This window comes from Neisseria zalophi (assembly GCF_008807015.1).
GTDB lineage: Bacteria > Pseudomonadota > Gammaproteobacteria > Burkholderiales > Neisseriaceae > Neisseria > Neisseria zalophi.
The window spans coordinates 1,729,584-1,745,364 of sequence record NZ_CP031700.1 but is presented as its reverse complement, the minus strand read 5'-3'; the positions used below and the strand labels follow the sequence as shown (position 1 = coordinate 1,745,364).

Genomic DNA, 15,781 nt, shown 5'->3' with positions numbered 1-15,781 from the left:
CTGGTTAATCAATAGATTGCATGGCTTCTTGAACGATATCCGGCGTGAGTTTGTTTAAGCAATCGGTGTGCCCCAACGGGCATTCGCGTTTGAAGCACGGCGAGCAATCGAGATTCAGGCTGACGATTTTGGCCGTATCGCTTAACGGCGGCGTATGGTCGGCACTAGACGAACCATATACCGCCACCAGTTTTCGCCCCAATGCGGCCGCAAGGTGCATCAGGCCGCTGTCGTTACACACCACCGTATCGGCGCAGGATAATAAATCAACCGCTTCCGATAAACTGGTTTTGCCGCATAAATTAATACATTGGCCGTCTGAAAGGGTATTGATTTCTTCGGCAATCGGAAAATCTTTTTGCGAACCGAACAACCAAATCTGCCAACCGCGATCAGCATATCGGCGCGCGAGTTCGGCAAAATGCACCGCCGGCCAGCGTTTCGCTGGGCCATATTCCGCGCCCGGGCAGAATGCCAATATCGGTTTGTCGGTGTGCAAGCCGTGTTGATTTAATGCCGCCTGTCGGCTGGCCGGGTCGATTTGGAAAAGAGGGTTATCGGAATGCCCGTTAAAATCGGCTTGAGTGGGATAGGCCAGCGCCGTGTAGCGGTCAACCATCAACGGCAAAGCCGCCTTATCGAGTTTGCGGATGTCGTTTAGCAATAGATAGCGGGATTCGCCCACATAGCCCGTCCGCCGTTTGATACCGGTTGCCGCAGCAATCAAGGCCGATTTCAGCGAACCGGGCAACACAATCACCCAATCATAGCCGCGTTTCCCCAAAGCCCTGCCGGTTTGAATCCGTTTGCGCAGCTCTAGCGCACCATGCCCGAACGGGTTTTCAAATACTTCATGAATCTCAGGCATGCGTTCAAAAACGGCCATCGACCATTTAGGGGCGAAAACATCAATGGTAGAGCCGGGATAAAGTTCGTGAAGACGACGGTATAGCGGCTGCGTCATTACGCAGTCGCCAATCCAGCTGGGGGAAATAATCAGAATTTTTTTAGGCATGGTGGTTTGTGAGGTATTATTTGGCGTATTCTACCGCCAAACGGGTTACAGGTAAAAAATCATCTGTTTTGAACAATAGGAGGGATATATGCGATTGTTTTTGTGTTCGCACTTTAAACAAGTAGGCACTTTATTGAAAGACGAAGTAGCGGGAAAGCATGTTCTTTTTATACCCACTGCTTCAATACATGAGCATTATAAAGAATATGTTGCTTCTGCACGAGAATTGTGGAAAGAAATGAATGCACAAGTATCGGAAATCGAAATTTCATCAATGCCAATCAATGAAGTTCAAAAAGCTTTTGAAAATGCCGATATTATTTATTTTACCGGAGGAAATACCTTCTTTTTGATTGATCAAATCAAGAAAACCGGCGTAGATAAATTCATTGAGAAGCATTTAAAAGCAGGAAAATGGTATGTAGGCGAATCAGCCGGTGCGATAGTTTGTGCCCAAGAACTTTCATATATAAAGTTAATGGATGAAGTGCCCGACGATTTTTCACAAAAAGACTATTCCGGGCTGGGCTTGATTGATTGTTATGTCGTACCTCATTACCTATGCCCGCCATTTAAAGAGAGTTCCCAACAAATTGTTGATAGCTATTTAAATTTGAATTTATGTCCTCTTGATAATTCACAAGCTATCTTAGTGGAAAATGGAACAACGAGAAAATTGAGCGTTTAACATTTTTTCAATATTAAAGGCCGTCTGAAAGATTTCAGACGGCCTCTTGATAAGCAGGGCTAATGGCTCGATTATGATAAAATACAGCCAAACAAACTCATCATTCCAATAGATTGTTGGGTTAGGCAATCGGCTTAAACGGCCATGCCTTATACGAATGAAAAAGATGATATTTATGAAAGGAACACACCATGAGAATGCTTCATACAATGTTGCGTGTCGGCAATCTGGATAAATCCTTGGCGTTTTACCAAGATGTTTTAGGCATGAAACTGCTCAGAAAAAAAGATTACCCCGATGGCAAGTTTACTTTGGCCTTTGTCGGCTACGGTGAAGAATCCGATACAACCGTACTTGAGCTAACCTATAACTGGGATACCGAAAGCTATGACTTAGGCAATGCTTTCGGCCATATCGCCATCGAAGTGGACGATGCTTATGCCGCTTGCGAAAAAGTGAAACAAAAAGGCGGTAAGGTTACCCGCGAAGCCGGGCCGATGAAACACGGCACCACCGTGATTGCTTTTGTTGAAGATCCGGACGGCTACAAAATCGAATTTATTCAAAAAGGCAGCGGCAGCGATTCGGTTCGTTATCAATCTTAATTAATATTTGTCGTGGTTTATATGAATAGGCCGTCTGAAAGGTTTTCAGACGGCCTATTAAGGCATAAGTAGGGGCGGATATTTAATCCGTAATTGCTGAAAAAGATATACTCATTTATTATACCTGTCTGAATAATATCGAATACCTGATATGTTTAGACAGGTATTTTTTATCTATAAAACCATTCCAACAAGAGCAATATTTTAAACAAACACAAGGAAAGCCCATGTCAATGAACCCTGTTTACCTATGGAAGCCGGAAAACTTCCCCAACCCCGAAGCCATGTTGCCGGAGAGTTTGGAAGCGGCTTGGGAATTAACCGACCAATGGTCGGAGCAGGCGCCGCCGGAGGGTTCGGATTTAAGCCCGTTCACCGAATTGGCCGGCTATATTGCCGAAGCCGCCCGTTCGGATAGCGCATCGGAAGCGTTTAAGCAGACTTATCAAGATGTCGAAAATTGGCTGCCCAAACGGGCCGCCCTTTATGCGATGCCGGAGCTTTCGGAAAACTATATCGAGATTATGCCGATATTAGACGACCACAGCCAATCGCTGGGTTTGGTGTTATACGACAGCAACGGCAAACTGATTCTGCCGGACGGGCGCGAGTTTCCGGATGAAAGCTTTTTTGCAGGCATTACCGACTGGTTGAAACAAGAAAAAGAAGCCGAACGGAAATGGCGGCAGGAAAACCGGGGGTTGCCGGAGAAGCTGAAAGACTTTTATGCCTATCTGCGCCCGAAGACGGATGAATTAATGGGCCGATACGGATTTGCCTATGCGCCGCAGTTTTATCGGCCGGAGGGTCTTCCGAAGAAAAGCAAAAAGCCGGAGCCGGATGTTATGATTTATGCCAAGCCGATGCAATACGGTTGGCAGATTATCTATATCGGAATGTATGATATTTATAATGATGGTGATTACAATATATTGGTTATTTGGTCTTTGTCGGATGAGCAAGTGCAACAAATCTATTGGTATGAGTTGGATAATATGCGTCCGTATGAGAAGCAAAACAATATCAAAAAATGGGCTGCTGTTGGTAGGGTAAATGTTGAATATTATTTAGATGATGCATGGATGGAGAATCAGCAGTTTAAAACGGAAACAGAAATAGAAGAATTATTAATTCATATTGAATCCCACTTAAAGGAAGTTTCTTTTATTTATAACTATAATGATGTGGATAAATTTTATGACATGAAAACGGTAACGGCAGAAGAACATAATGTAGGGAAAGGGCTGTTTCCCTATGATTATTTCCCTTTGCGGTTGGTTGTACTTTATTTAAACGGCAAACAGAATTTACGGCAGGTGGTGGAAGATTGGCTGTCTGCAGATGATGCCTATTATTATAATAAAGAGGTTGCCAAAAAGCGTTTAATGAAAACTTTGAACCATCTTGAAAATCGACCTTTGGAAGAACGCTGAAATATGGATGAAGTTTATTGATCTGTGATTGTTTAATAATTTGAAAGGTTTTCAGACGGCCTATTAAGGCCATAAGTAGGGGCGGATTAAATATCCGCCCGTTGTTTCGGCATCGGCAGGGGCGGATATGCAATCCGCCCTTATATCGTTAATAGTCAATAAGGTTTTTAGAAGGTATTCATGAAAAAGCGTGGTTTGATTATTTTATGTGTTTTAGCGGGAATGTCTTTTTTAGCCAAGGCGGAGGATTGGGCTGAGTGGTTGTCGAAAGGTCGGCAAATAGCCGAATCTGTCGGCATTTTTCAAGAAAAGTCACAAAATATTCAACAATATTCGGGCAAGGTGGTAAAGGTATCCGATGGCGATACGGTTTGGGTTGTCGATTCAGACGGCCTCAGGCACAAGATTCGGTTGGCCTATATTGATGCACCGGAGTTTCAGCAGGCGCACGGCAAGGCGGCGCGGGATGCATTAAATGATTTGGCTTATGGAAAAACCGTTGATGTTTGGGTGTTCGATCACGACCGCTATAAACGGGAAGTTGCGCAAATACGTTTAAACGACCGCGATTTGAATTTGGCTCAAATAGAGCAAGGGCATGCTTGGCATTATGTATCGATTGCCAAACGCCAACAGAGCGAAACGGGTTATGCACTTTATGCCGCCGCCGAAATGGATGCGCGCTATTATAAAAAAGGATTATGGCGGCAACGAAATCCGCAAGCACCGTGGGATTTTCGTCGTCGGGAACGGGAAAAGCAAGAAGCGGCAGGGAGTAAATCGGGGCGTGAAAATAATCAGAAAAATCGCTAGGAGTTTATCGCTTATTGCAAAAATATATTCATTGCACTCATAAAAGATGGTGCAATGAATATATTTTTAATCAGATGGTTATCTTATAAAAGCCATCTTACTATCCGGCACAACGAAAGCCGATATGACGATGCCCGCGATATGGCAGATTAGAAAAGCCTTTGCGGTGGGTAGCGGTTAATGTGTCGGCATTGGCATCATACATATAATCGCCGCCACGGGTAACGCGGTCGTCGGGGCTGTCGGCGGATTCGCGTCCGTCGTCGGCATTGTAGGGGTAGGGGCGTAATAATGAGGAGGTCCATTCTGCTTGGGAACCGCTCATATCCAACGCGCCGAACGGCGATGCACCTGCCGGACGGCTGCCGACTTCGCTGGTTACGCCTGTGCGTCCGGATACGAATACGCGGCTGCTGTTCGGCGTGCTATTGCCCCAAGGATATAAACGGGCATCTTGGCCGCGTGCGGCGGCTTCCCATTCCACTTCGCTCGGTAAGTGGCCGCCGCGCCATTCGCAATAGGCGCGCGCACCCGCCCATGTCGATTCGGTAACGGGATGGTTGGCATAGCCTTCGTTTACGACAAATTTGCCGTTTTGATAACCGATGCGGGCTTGCGGATCATCTAAGGCAATAATGGGATAAAGGCCGCCGCCGCGTTCTTCTTCCATTAACAGTCGGACGCTTTCCGGCGGTAAGTCGTCGCGGGTGGCGTATCCGCCTTCAAAGTTTTTGTTAACGGGAATCTTCATGGCATTTAGGTATTCGGCAAACGCGGCATTAGTCACTTCGGTGCGGTCGATTTTAAACGCCGGCAGGGTAACTTGATGCGCCGGTTTTTCGATGGCGGGGCCGTCGTCGCGGCCGATGGTATAAGTACCGGCAGGAATGTTCACCATATTTTGTACGGCTTGTGCCGATTGCGGGGCGGTTTGCGGGCTGAACGGTGTGGTATTGGGGTTGGCAAATGTGGGCGGATGGTCGCCGGAACGGGTTTGTCCGGCCGAGCTGGCATTGGCGTTTACGGGCGCCATAGTGGAATTGGTGGCTTCGGAGCAGGCGGATAAACTGATAATACCGAGGGCAAGCATGGTCAGCACGTTTTTATTGGGTATGAAAGAGTTGTGTTTCATATGGTCTCCTAAAGTCGTTTCTGAAAATGCGATAAGATGTTTATGGTTCCCGCTGTGTATGTTATCAACTGATTGCTGGGTTTAATCATATAAAAATGGTTTTGGACTGTCTATATGGTAAAAGTAAAGCATCAAATCGGCTGTATAACATAAATTAAACCAATGAAAAATTATGTTTAGATATCCATGGCAGATAAAGAATATGACAAACAGGCCGTCTGAAAATATGAACTGCACCCCAAAAGTTGGACACTCCTCCAACCCATTAAGGTGCAGTTTTCTTATGAGCAAATATACATTAGACTTTAAATACCAAGCCGTGCAATATTATCAGCGCGTACGCAGCCAACAGCGTACTGCCGATCACTTTAATATTTCCCGTACCCATTTACGCCGTTGGATAGCCGCATACAACCAAGGCGGCATCCGCGCACTTGAGCATCCGCAGGCCATTATGACCATCAAACGTAAAAACCCCTTTATCGTCGATAAACCCGACCACGAAAAAACACAGGCGGAACTGATTGAAGAGTTGCGCTATATGCGGGCGGAGAACGACTATCTAAAGGAATTAAAAGCCCTCAGGCAGAAAGAAGCGGTCGCCAAAAAAGCGAAGCCGTCCAAGCACTGAGGGCAAAACATCCGCTTAAATACCTGCTGCACAGTGCTGCACTGCCCAAAAGCAGCTTTTATTACCACCACGGCCGTCCCGACCCGGACGAACAGGACAAAGCCGCCGTTGCCGAAGTTTATGCCCGCCATCAAGGGCGTTACGGATACAGGCGGATTGCCGCCACTTTGTCATGGAATAAGAAAAAGGTTATCCGTTTGATGAAACTGTTGCAATTGAAAGCCAAAGTGCGTCCGAAAAAAGCCTACCGCCATCCGGCAATGGGCGAACCGTCGGATAATATTCTGAACCGCCGCTTTGAGGCGCAAAAGCCCAATGAGAAATGGCTGACGGATGCCACCGAATTCAAGTGCAGCAATGGCAAACTGTATCTGTCACCGATATTGGATGTATTTAACCGCGAAATCGTCGCTTATGCGATGAGCCGCCGCCCGAACAGCGAGATGGTGGAAAGAATGCTGAATGATGCGGTCTGCAAACTGACAAAGGCAGATAAAGTGCTGCTGCATTCCGATCAAGGTGTGCTGTACCGTACGGAAGCCTACCGCCGCACGTTGGCAGAACACGGCATAGTGAAAAGTATGTCGCGTAAAGGCAATTGTTGGGACAATGCACCGATGGAAAGCTTCTTTGCGATACTGAAGACGGAATGCTTTTATCAGGAAGGCAAAGTTTCGACAACAGAGCTGATGCAGACAATAGATGACTATATACGATACTACAATCATGACAGATGTAGTTTGAAATTGAAAAAGCTGAGTCCTGTGGCATACAGAACCCAGCTCGAAAAGGCAGCCTGAAAAGGCTTTTATGTTTGTCCAAGATTTGGGGGTCAGATCAAATATTCAGACGGCCTGTTTGCTTTTCACTACCGATTAAGATAATGGTTGATTAGCTATCACTATCTTTTTTCGGAGCCGGTTTTTTTGCTGCCAAACCGAGTGATTTTTGCCATTGGCTTGGTGATTTCACCAAATCTAAAGCTTTTTTCAACTGTTCGTCTTTCTCAGGGTTTGGAATGCGGCGTGAAGATAAATCTTCGGGCTTTTTCTCTTTTTTCGGTGTCTGTTCGGCCGCGCGGTTATTTTCTATGGAAACATAGTCTTTACTGTTTACCTCTTCCCCCCCGAGCGGATTGCCGATATGACCGATCAAATCTGCTTCACGGCTTTCAAATAAGCGGTCTTTGTCTTTTACTTCCACATCCGGAACAATACCTTGTGCCTGAATCGAGCGGTCTTTGGGTGTGTAATACAGAGCTGTGGTCAGTTTGACCGCGCTACCACCGGATAATGGCAAAACGGTTTGTACCGAGCCTTTACCAAAGCTTTGGGTGCCGACAATCACGGCACGGCGGTGGTCTTGTAATGCACCGGCAACGATTTCGGAAGCAGAAGCCGAACCTGAATTAATCAATACCGATAACGGGATGGTTTTAAATTCCGGGGGCAAACCGGCAAGCGGGTCTTTGCCTGATGATGAGAACATATAATCTTCAGGTGTGGCTTTCAGATTCATATTGTCTTTGCCGTCACGGCCTTTGGTGCTGACAACGGTTACATCGGGCGGTAGGAATGCTGCTGAAACGCCGACTGCGCCGTTGAGCAGACCACCGGGGTCGTCGCGTAAGTCAAGTACCAAACCTTTCAGAGCCGCTCCTTTGTTTTGTTTTACCAATGCTTTGGCTGCTTCGTTCAGGGCAGGAATCGTGCGCTCCTGAAATTGGCTGATACGGATATAACCATAATCGGGCTCAAGCAGGTAGTTGCGGACGCTTTGTACTTTAATAATGGCGCGGGTGATTTTAACGGTTATCGGGCTGCTGGCATCTTTTCTGGAAAGTGTCAGCACGATATCGGTGCCGGGTTTGCCGCGCATTTTTTTTACGGCTTCGTTAACGGTCATGCCGCGGGTAGAAACACCGTTGATTTTAACGATAAAGTCACCACTTTTCACACCCGCGCGCTCCGCAGGAGTGTCTTCAATCGGCGCAATTACTTTTACAAAGCCGTCTTCAGCGCCGACTTCCATACCCAAGCCACCGAATTCGCCACTGGTTGATTCTTTCAAGTCGGCATAATCTTTTTTAGTCATAAATTCGGAATGGGGATCCAAGCCGGCAACCATGCCTTTCATAGCGCCTTCAATGAGATCTTCATCTTTTTTATCTTGGTAATAATTGGCTTTAATTTGTCCGTATACTTCCGCCATGGTCCGGATGGATTGTACGGGCAATGCTTCATCTTTCTTTTCACTTGCGGCGTAGCTTTGTACGCTGAGGCTTAGTGCGATACCACTGATGGCACCAAGTGTATAGAGGGTAACTTTTTTTAAAGTGGCTTTAGACATCTTGTGTTTTCTCTTTCTGCTGTGTCGTCGGGTATTCGGACGTACTTATTAAATAATAGCGAAACTTTATGTGATTTATTGGTTTCGGGCAATATCGAAGGCGTAAAAAAATGCTAATCAGAGTATGTTTTACAACGGTTTATGGCAAAAAATAATTTTTTGTAAAGGATTATGCTTGCCGTTAAATTGTGGCAAATGCCAATATTTCAAACGATATGGTTTAACGTATCCATGATAAAGGGTTCATTGGCTGGCGGCGATAGCGTATTTCTAAATAGAGTCCCTTTTCTCCTGAAGGCAGGCTGCCGCTGGAACCGATGGTCTGCCCTGAGCCGATATGGCTGCCACTGCCGACGGAAAGGCTGTTTAAACCGGAATAAACGCTGACATAATCATCGCCATGATCAAGTACGACGGTATTCCCGTAGCCATCGAGAAAGCCTGCATAGGCTACGGTTCCGGCCGCTATGCTGTGAACGGCGGCACCTGATGTGGCAAAAAATACGCCTTTCCATGTACCGCCGTTGGGGCGGGATTGACCGAATCGTCCTGTGATACTGCCGCCAACCGGACGGCGCAAACGCCCCTGCATACGGCTGAAACCGCCTTGATCGGTATTAGCTGTCGCAGTGGGTTGTAAAGCACGGTCTTCCGCTGTGAGTGTGGAACGGGGTGTGCTAGGTGTCGGATTGCTTTTCGGCGTATTTTTCTTGGCGGTATTGGAACGATTTTTAGGGGCGGTTTGATTTTGTGCCCGCGTATTTTTTTGTGCAGGTTTTGAGGCGGATGATTGGCGCGCTTTTTCGGCTGCGGCCAAGCGCGCTTCTGCGGCTTTTTTCCGTGATGCCGCTTCTTGTTTGCGTTGTTCGGCACGGCGTTTGGCAATATCGGCTAAGAGTTTGTTTAAACGCTGTTCGTCGGCGCGAAGATTACTGATGCGTTTGGTTTGGCTGTTGATTTGTGCGGAAAGCCTGTTGCTTTCTTTTTGGGCAGCAGAACGGCTGCGGCCGAGTTTGGCCAATGCTGCTTGTTTTTGGGCTTTGATTTTTTTGAGGCGTGCCAGTTCGGCATCAATGGCTTTTTCTTGTTGCTGCAGTTCGTTTTCTTGTCGGATTAAATCATTGATGACTTGCTCGTTGGCAGTATTTATATAGCGGCTGTATTGCAGATAACGGGCTTTTTGGCCTGGCTCGGCATTTTTAAGGAAGAGAGCGACGGCATTGGGTTGTTGGTTGCGGTATTGTCCGGCTAAAAGGCGGGCAACTTGTGCTTTGGTTCCGGTTACTTCGGTTTTGAGATGGTTTAATTCATTTTGCAGTTTTTGCAGTTTTTGCCAAGTATTGCGCTGGCGGCGGTTGATATCGGCCAGTTCTTTTTGTGCTTTGGCTAATGCGGCACGGGTGCGCTCAAGGGTGGCGCGTGCATTTTTTTGCGCGGCTTGTTTTTGTTTTAATTCGGTTTGGGCTGCGCTAATGGCCTGTCTGATTTCGCGCAAATCACCGGCGGTTTCGGCCGTATTGTCGGAAGTGGCTGCCCAAGGTGCGGCAGATAGGCAGAGTAGGCAGGCGAGCAGCAACGGTTTGAACGGCATGGCGGGTTGGGCGATGGTTTATGAAAGCCGCAATTATAGCAAATAACTTCAACTATTCCAGCGCCTTAGCAAATATGATTTTTATCGTAGCCGAAAGGGTGTGAAGTCAGGCCGTCTGAAATTGTTTTCAGACGGCCTGGCTGTATGAAAGTTAAAATAATAAAAGATATGACTTGGTTATTAAAAACAATGGCATAAATTAAATTATTTTTTGTTTTGATATAAATATGCTTCCGGTTTTTATAAAATATCGATGCATACGATTTCGCCACACAAGGCTTTGCCTGCTTCGCTTTGGTGGGCAGGTTTATAAGCGGCAAAGGTGTAGGTGATATCGGCGCGAAATGCGTCTTTGTCTGCCTCGCCGGTGTCACCGTTCAAGCCTGTGGGGATGTCCAAAGCTATTTTCAGGCTGTCTGAATGATTGAGTAAACGGCAGGCGGATGCTACTTGGTCGGGTAGGGCGCCGGAAAAGCCGGTACCGAAAATGCCTTCTATTATGATGTCGTAATCCTTATTATCGAGTGTTTCAGCCAATATATCGGGGCTGAGAAAACGGATATTCGGTAAGCCTGCTAGGCGGCTGCGGTTTAGTTCGGCCAGCTCGGAAAGCTTTTCACCCAATACAAAAACAATATCCACTTGCCAATGATTTTTTTGCAGAACCCGTGCGATAACCAAGCCGTCGCCGCCGTTATTGCCTTTGCCGCAAACAATCAATGCCCGCCCGGCTTTCGGGCGGCGGGTGAGTAGCTCGGCGGCTGCCCGTTGCCCTGCGTTTTCCATGAGTTGTTCGAAACTGGTGCCGGCTTCAACGGCATCTTGTTCATAACGGCGCATTTCGGCGGCAGTATAGACTTTCACGGTGTTCTCCTTTTTATCTATTAAGGGCTTTAATGGATTAGAGGCCGTCTGAAAGTTTTCAGACGGCCTCTTGATTGTAATGGATTTTATAGTAGGTAATGCATAAATAAGGTAATTTCAGGCAATAAAAAATCCGGTATCAAACCGGAAATATCTGCTGGTGCCCAGGAGAAGACTCGAACTTCCACACCCGTGAGGATACCAGCACCTGAAGCTGGCGCGTCTACCAATTCCGCCACCTGGGCAATGCCATTTGAGAATGATGTTGAAAGAATAATAAAAACAGGTAAAATCAATGCGATTTGATTAATGGTGCCCAGGAGAAGACTCGAACTTCCACACCCGTGAGGATACCAGCACCTGAAGCTGGCGCGTCTACCAATTCCGCCACCTGGGCTTTGCTTTAATCAATGCTTTACGCTAAAGTATCAACTTCAAAAGAGACGTGAATTATATATTTAAATGAAAGATTGTCAATCATAGAGATGAATAAAAATACTAAGTTTCTCAATTTAAGAGAGAAAGATCCTTTTCTGGAAAGAGAGCGCCAGCGCTACGAAAACCCACTACCCAGCAGAGAGTGGGTCATTGATATTTTAGAGCAAGAAGGTGTACCGTTAAAAATTGCCGCATTGGCACAAAAACTCTCGATTACCGATGCGGAATATGAATTTTTCGAACGCCGCATTAAGGCAATGGCCAGAGACGGCCAAGTTTTGATTAACCGCCGTGGTGCGGTATGTGTGGCAGATAAATTGGCATTGGTGAAATGCCGTATCGAAGCCCATAAAGATGGTTTTGGTTTCGCCGTTCCCCTCACTCCTACCGGTGAGGGTGATTTTGTTTTATACGAACGACAGATGCGCGGTTTGATGCATGGTGATATCGTTACCGTGCGCCCCGGCGGGATTGACCGCAGAGGGCGGCGTGAAGGGCAGGTGCTGGATATTGTCGAGCGCGCGCAAAAACAGGTGGTCGGCCGATATTATATCGAGCGCGGTGTGGCGATATTGGATCCCGAAGACCAACGCTTAACGCAAAGTATCATTTTAGAGCCGGCCAGTTTAACCGAAATGAATCCGCAATCCGGTCAGGTTGTGGTGGCTGAAATTGTCAGCTATCCCGACGCACACCGTCCCGCAGTGGCCAAGTTGATTGAAGTATTGGGCGATTATGCCGATAGCGGTATGGAAATCGAAATTGCGGTACGCAAACACCAATTGCCGTATATTTTCAGCGAGGCCTGTATGCAGGCGGCTGAGAATATTCCCGACCATGTTCAGGCTAAAGATTGGGATGAAGACCGTGTCGATTTGCGTGATTTGCCGCTGGTGACGATAGACGGTGAAACCGCCCGCGATTTCGACGATGCGGTGTATGCCGAAAAAATCGGCCGTAATTTCCGTTTGGTGGTGGCGATTGCCGATGTCAGCCATTATGTCCGCCCGGATGATGCCATTGATAAAGATGCGCAAGAGCGGGCGACCAGCGTTTATTTTCCGCGCAGAGTGATTCCGATGCTGCCGGAACGTTTGTCCAACGGTATTTGCTCGTTAAATCCCGATGTCGAACGCTTATGTATGGTGTGCGATATGGTGGTAACTTATGCGGGCAATATTAAAGAATATAAATTCTATCCGGCTGTGATGCGTTCTAAAGCGCGGTTAACCTATACGCAAGTGTGGGAATGGTTGGAAAAAGGAGGCGATTATCCGCATAAACAGCCCATCGAAACTTTATATAAACTGTTTAAAATCTTGCAGAAAAAACGCCATCAGCGTGGTGCGGTCGAGTTTGAAAGCCTTGAAACGCAGATGATGTTTGATGATAACGGCAAAATCGAACGCATTGTACCGGTTGTCCGCAATGATGCGCATAAGCTGATTGAAGAGTGTATGTTGGCTGCGAATGTGTGTGCCGCTGAGTTTTTATTGAAAAACAAACATTCGGCTTTATTCCGCAATCACTTAGGCCCGACACCTGAAAAACTGGCTACTTTGCGCGAACAGCTAGGTTTGTTGGGTTTACACTTGGGTGGCGGTGATAATCCTGCGCCTAAAGATTATGCCAAACTGGCCGAGCAATTCAGCAGCCGCCCTGATTCCGAGCTGTTGCAGGTAATGATGTTGCGCTCGATGCAGCAGGCAGTTTACGAGCCGGATAATAAAGGCCATTTCGGCTTGGCTTATGAGGCTTACACACACTTTACTTCACCCATCCGACGTTACCCTGATTTAACGGTACACCGCGCGATTAAGGCAGTGTTAAAGCAGAAAAAATATACGCCGAAATCTTGGCAGGCTTTGGGCGTGCATACATCCTTCTGCGAGCGCCGTGCCGATGATGCCAGCCGCGATGTGGAAAATTGGCTGAAAACCTATTATATGCGCGATAAGGTCGGCGAAGTATTCGGCGGGCGTATTTCGGGTATGGCCAATTTCGGTATTTTCGTTACCCTTGACGATATTCATATCGAAGGCATGGTACATATCAGCGACTTAGGGGAAGATTATTTCAATTTCCGCCCTGAGATTATGGCCATAGAAGGTGAACGCAGCGGCGTACGCTTTGGTATGGGTGATCGGGTAGTGGTGAAAGTAGCCCGTGCCGATTTGGATACCAGCAAGATTGATTTAACATTAATCAGCGGTGGTGAAAAATCCAATAAGCGCGGTAAAAAACCGAGTGATAAGGCCGCTAAATCGGCTAAAGGCAATAATAGCCGTAGTCATGCAACGGTTAAAGCGAAAGCCAAAGGTAAAAGCAGTGATGCCAAGCATGGCGGTAAACCGTCGGCTGCCAAATCTAAACGCAGGGGCAAGAAAAAACATTGATGTTTGATTATTGGTGAAAATAAACCAATCAAAAAACCGAACCGTTGTTTAGTGGTTCGGTTTTTTTATAACAAAATCATTAAGCCATCAAATATGGTTATGTTTAAGTTGATGTCGCACGTTTACCATTAAAAAAGTTTTGTAATATATCTTGAGACTCATCTGCCAAAATGCCGCCTTTTATGGCTGTATGGCTATTCAGACGGCGGTCGGCAAATAGATTGATAATGCTGCCGGCAGCACCGGTTTTCGGCTCTTTGGCACCATAAATCACACGGCGGACGCGTGCTTGAATCAATGCGCTCGCGCACATAGTGCAAGGCTCGAGGGTCACATACACATCGCAACCATCCAGACGGTAGTTTTGCAGCTTATGGCCGGCTTGGGCTAGGGCTGAAATTTCGGCATGGCGGCTGATATCGCAGCCGCTTATGCAACTGTTATGAGCGGCGGCAATCGGCTGCCCGTTTTTCACCACAACCGCGCCCACCGGTATTTCGCCGATTCGGGCGGATTCTTGAGCTTGTTGTAAGGCCAGTTTCATAAAATATTCCATTTCCTGAACAGGAGGGAAAATAGCGACCGGCGGATGCTGGCGAACCCTTTCTAATAAAGCGGTTTTTTCAGACGGCTTTAAATCTTGCAAACGGATATTGTGCTGTAGGGCAACCAATTGCCATAAAGTGCTGCGGGTAATGGTTAGCCCGGCCGCTTTGAGCAACAAAAATGCTGTTACGGCGCTGTACTTTTGCAAATCAGCCTGCGAGTGAATGCCGATAGACTGTAAAGTTTTAAGCACTTTTTCTGTAAGAGGAGGGTGGGTAAGCTGCATAACGTGATACAGGCCGTCTGAAAGATAAGGGAAACTATTGTAATCTATGTGGCTGTGTTCAGCTATGTTATAAACAGTTTGAATGGCGGAATACTTTTCAGGCGGTGAGGGTTTTTATAATTATTATATGAATAAAATTTTAGGCATTTTATTCGAAGATTGACCACCCTTAATCACTTCTTAATATGATTATTGCGTGGTTATATTCTTTGTGTTTATCAATCAATATTGATAATAATTATCTTTTGCAATAGAATAATCCATGATAGTCAGTAATATTTCTTCTAGGATAAACAAAGCTGATTAATGCTGACTTTCGACACACTCTAATTTTTATTTCAAGAAATGGATTATTAAAATGAAAAAAATAAGTATATTGGTCGGTAGTCTGCGCAAAGGTTCTTTTGCTAGAAAAATTGCCAACAATATTATCCCCATGTTTCCAAAAGATTATGATGTCAAGATTGTTGAAATCCGTCACCTGCCTTTATACAACTTCGATTATGATGATCCGGAAGTAACGGATGTTGCACTGCCTCCGGAATATACGGAGTTTAGAGAAACCATAAAAGCATCGGATGGTATCTTCTTTGTGACTCCTGAAAATAACCGCAGCATTCCCGCCTGCTTAAAAAATGCGGTGGATATCGGATCGAAACCTAATAGTGATGTGGCTTGGAAAAATAAACCGAATGGCATTGTCAGTCATTCCGTCGGTAAAATGGGCGGATACAGCAGCCAAAAGAATTTACGGCTTGCTTTATCTTATTTCGATATGAAAACGGTTGGCCAGCCTGAAATCTTCTTGGGCAACTCACCGACTTATTTTGATGATGAAGGTAATCTGAATGTAGAAAAAACCCGCCAGTTTTTACAAGACTATGTGACACGTTTTGTTGAATTGGTAGAAAAAAACGCATAAACAGAAATTGATAAGCAGTAAAACCCGCTATATAGTGGGTTTTTTATTGCTTATCTTCATTGAATGGTTAGT

General features: G+C 46.2%; 14 protein-coding genes and 2 tRNA genes. 8 read left to right on the top strand and 8 right to left on the bottom strand.

The features are described from left to right. Positions 1 to 4: 4 nt before the first annotated feature. Complete coding sequence (waaF, locus tag D0T92_RS08080) at positions 5 to 1,015, bottom strand: lipopolysaccharide heptosyltransferase II (protein ID WP_151051849.1); 1,011 nt, start codon at positions 1,013 to 1,015, stop codon at positions 5 to 7. Between the two features lie 88 nt (positions 1,016 to 1,103). Between waaF and D0T92_RS08075 the strand changes: the two genes are divergently transcribed. The 4 genes from D0T92_RS08075 (at position 1,104) to D0T92_RS08060 (ending at position 4,554) form a co-directional block, all read left to right on the top strand. Next, positions 1,104 to 1,703 (top strand): Type 1 glutamine amidotransferase-like domain-containing protein, encoded by a 600-nt coding sequence (locus D0T92_RS08075; RefSeq protein WP_151051846.1) that lies wholly within the window; start codon positions 1,104 to 1,106, stop codon positions 1,701 to 1,703. A 191-nt stretch (positions 1,704 to 1,894) separates the two neighbouring features. Next, positions 1,895 to 2,308, top strand: coding sequence for a lactoylglutathione lyase (gene gloA, locus D0T92_RS08070; RefSeq protein ID WP_151051844.1), 414 nt, complete (start codon positions 1,895 to 1,897; stop codon positions 2,306 to 2,308). A gap of 227 nt (positions 2,309 to 2,535) precedes the next feature. Continuing rightward, a complete protein-coding gene (locus D0T92_RS11400) occupies positions 2,536 to 3,741 on the top strand; it encodes a hypothetical protein (protein ID WP_191963623.1) in 1,206 nt (401 codons plus the stop codon). 180 nt (positions 3,742 to 3,921) lie between these two features. Beyond that, positions 3,922 to 4,554: a thermonuclease family protein gene (locus tag D0T92_RS08060; RefSeq protein WP_151051842.1), complete on the top strand. Its 633-nt coding sequence runs from the start codon at positions 3,922 to 3,924 to the stop codon at positions 4,552 to 4,554. 100 nt (positions 4,555 to 4,654) lie between these two features. Here the strand turns inward: D0T92_RS08060 and D0T92_RS08055 are convergent, their stop codons facing one another. After that, positions 4,655 to 5,686 carry a formylglycine-generating enzyme family protein gene (locus D0T92_RS08055; RefSeq protein WP_151051840.1) on the bottom strand — a complete coding sequence of 344 codons (1,032 nt, stop codon included), beginning with the start codon at positions 5,684 to 5,686 and terminating at the stop codon, positions 4,655 to 4,657. 283 nt (positions 5,687 to 5,969) lie between these two features. On the opposite strand from D0T92_RS08055, the gene D0T92_RS08050 reads away from it, so the two are divergent. Together D0T92_RS08050 and D0T92_RS08045 are read left to right on the top strand one after the other, a co-directional pair. Continuing rightward, positions 5,970 to 6,317: a helix-turn-helix domain-containing protein gene (locus tag D0T92_RS08050; RefSeq protein WP_151051838.1), complete on the top strand. Its 348-nt coding sequence runs from the start codon at positions 5,970 to 5,972 to the stop codon at positions 6,315 to 6,317. Continuing rightward, complete coding sequence (locus tag D0T92_RS08045) at positions 6,257 to 7,117, top strand: IS3 family transposase (RefSeq protein WP_151050639.1); 861 nt, start codon at positions 6,257 to 6,259, stop codon at positions 7,115 to 7,117. Before D0T92_RS08050 ends, D0T92_RS08045 begins: the two co-directional genes overlap by 61 nt. Before the next feature lie 91 nt (positions 7,118 to 7,208). On the opposite strand, the gene D0T92_RS08040 is transcribed toward D0T92_RS08045, so the two are convergent. The 5 genes from D0T92_RS08040 to D0T92_RS08020 form a co-directional block, all read right to left on the bottom strand. Next, entirely contained in the window at positions 7,209 to 8,666 is a 1,458-nt protein-coding gene (locus tag D0T92_RS08040; RefSeq protein ID WP_151051836.1) for a S41 family peptidase, read from the bottom strand. A gap of 220 nt (positions 8,667 to 8,886) precedes the next feature. Further along, entirely contained in the window at positions 8,887 to 10,257 is a 1,371-nt protein-coding gene (locus tag D0T92_RS08035; protein ID WP_151051834.1) for a murein hydrolase activator EnvC family protein, read from the bottom strand. A 240-nt stretch (positions 10,258 to 10,497) separates the two neighbouring features. Next, a complete protein-coding gene (locus tag D0T92_RS08030) occupies positions 10,498 to 11,121 on the bottom strand; it encodes an NAD(P)H-hydrate epimerase (RefSeq protein WP_151051832.1) in 624 nt (207 codons plus the stop codon). Positions 11,122 to 11,279: 158 nt separating this feature from the next. Next, a tRNA-Leu gene (locus tag D0T92_RS08025) sits at positions 11,280 to 11,366 on the bottom strand. A 65-nt stretch (positions 11,367 to 11,431) separates the two neighbouring features. Then, positions 11,432 to 11,518: transfer RNA gene (locus D0T92_RS08020), tRNA-Leu, on the bottom strand. A 73-nt stretch (positions 11,519 to 11,591) separates the two neighbouring features. Between D0T92_RS08020 and rnr the strand changes: the two genes are divergently transcribed. After that, positions 11,592 to 13,955, top strand: a complete 2,364-nt coding sequence (gene rnr, locus D0T92_RS08015; protein ID WP_191963622.1) for a ribonuclease R — start codon at positions 11,592 to 11,594, stop codon at positions 13,953 to 13,955. Positions 13,956 to 14,058: 103 nt separating this feature from the next. Here the strand turns inward: rnr and tadA are convergent, their stop codons facing one another. Continuing rightward, complete coding sequence (gene tadA, locus D0T92_RS08010) at positions 14,059 to 14,787, bottom strand: tRNA adenosine(34) deaminase TadA (RefSeq protein ID WP_151051828.1); 729 nt, start codon at positions 14,785 to 14,787, stop codon at positions 14,059 to 14,061. 358 nt (positions 14,788 to 15,145) lie between these two features. On the opposite strand from tadA, the gene D0T92_RS08005 reads away from it, so the two are divergent. Beyond that, complete coding sequence (locus D0T92_RS08005; RefSeq protein WP_151051826.1) at positions 15,146 to 15,709, top strand: NADPH-dependent FMN reductase; 564 nt, start codon at positions 15,146 to 15,148, stop codon at positions 15,707 to 15,709. Positions 15,710 to 15,781: the final 72 nt, after the last annotated feature.

What these genes read in the sequence shown, in the direction of transcription:
- waaF (WP_151051849.1), bottom strand. Translation starts at nt 1,015, where the DNA reads ATGCCTAAAAAAATTCTGATTATTTCCCCCAGCTGGATTGGCGACTGC.
- D0T92_RS08075 (WP_151051846.1), top strand. Translation starts at nt 1,104, where the DNA reads ATGCGATTGTTTTTGTGTTCGCACTTTAAACAAGTAGGCACTTTATTG.
- gloA (WP_151051844.1), top strand. Translation starts at nt 1,895, where the DNA reads ATGAGAATGCTTCATACAATGTTGCGTGTCGGCAATCTGGATAAATCC.
- D0T92_RS11400 (WP_191963623.1), top strand. Translation starts at nt 2,536, where the DNA reads ATGTCAATGAACCCTGTTTACCTATGGAAGCCGGAAAACTTCCCCAAC.
- D0T92_RS08060 (WP_151051842.1), top strand. Translation starts at nt 3,922, where the DNA reads ATGAAAAAGCGTGGTTTGATTATTTTATGTGTTTTAGCGGGAATGTCT.
- D0T92_RS08055 (WP_151051840.1), bottom strand. Translation starts at nt 5,686, where the DNA reads ATGAAACACAACTCTTTCATACCCAATAAAAACGTGCTGACCATGCTT.
- D0T92_RS08050 (WP_151051838.1), top strand. Translation starts at nt 5,970, where the DNA reads ATGAGCAAATATACATTAGACTTTAAATACCAAGCCGTGCAATATTAT.
- D0T92_RS08040 (WP_151051836.1), bottom strand. Translation starts at nt 8,666, where the DNA reads ATGTCTAAAGCCACTTTAAAAAAAGTTACCCTCTATACACTTGGTGCC.
- D0T92_RS08035 (WP_151051834.1), bottom strand. Translation starts at nt 10,257, where the DNA reads ATGCCGTTCAAACCGTTGCTGCTCGCCTGCCTACTCTGCCTATCTGCC.
- tadA (WP_151051828.1), bottom strand. Translation starts at nt 14,787, where the DNA reads ATGCAGCTTACCCACCCTCCTCTTACAGAAAAAGTGCTTAAAACTTTA.
- D0T92_RS08005 (WP_151051826.1), top strand. Translation starts at nt 15,146, where the DNA reads ATGAAAAAAATAAGTATATTGGTCGGTAGTCTGCGCAAAGGTTCTTTT.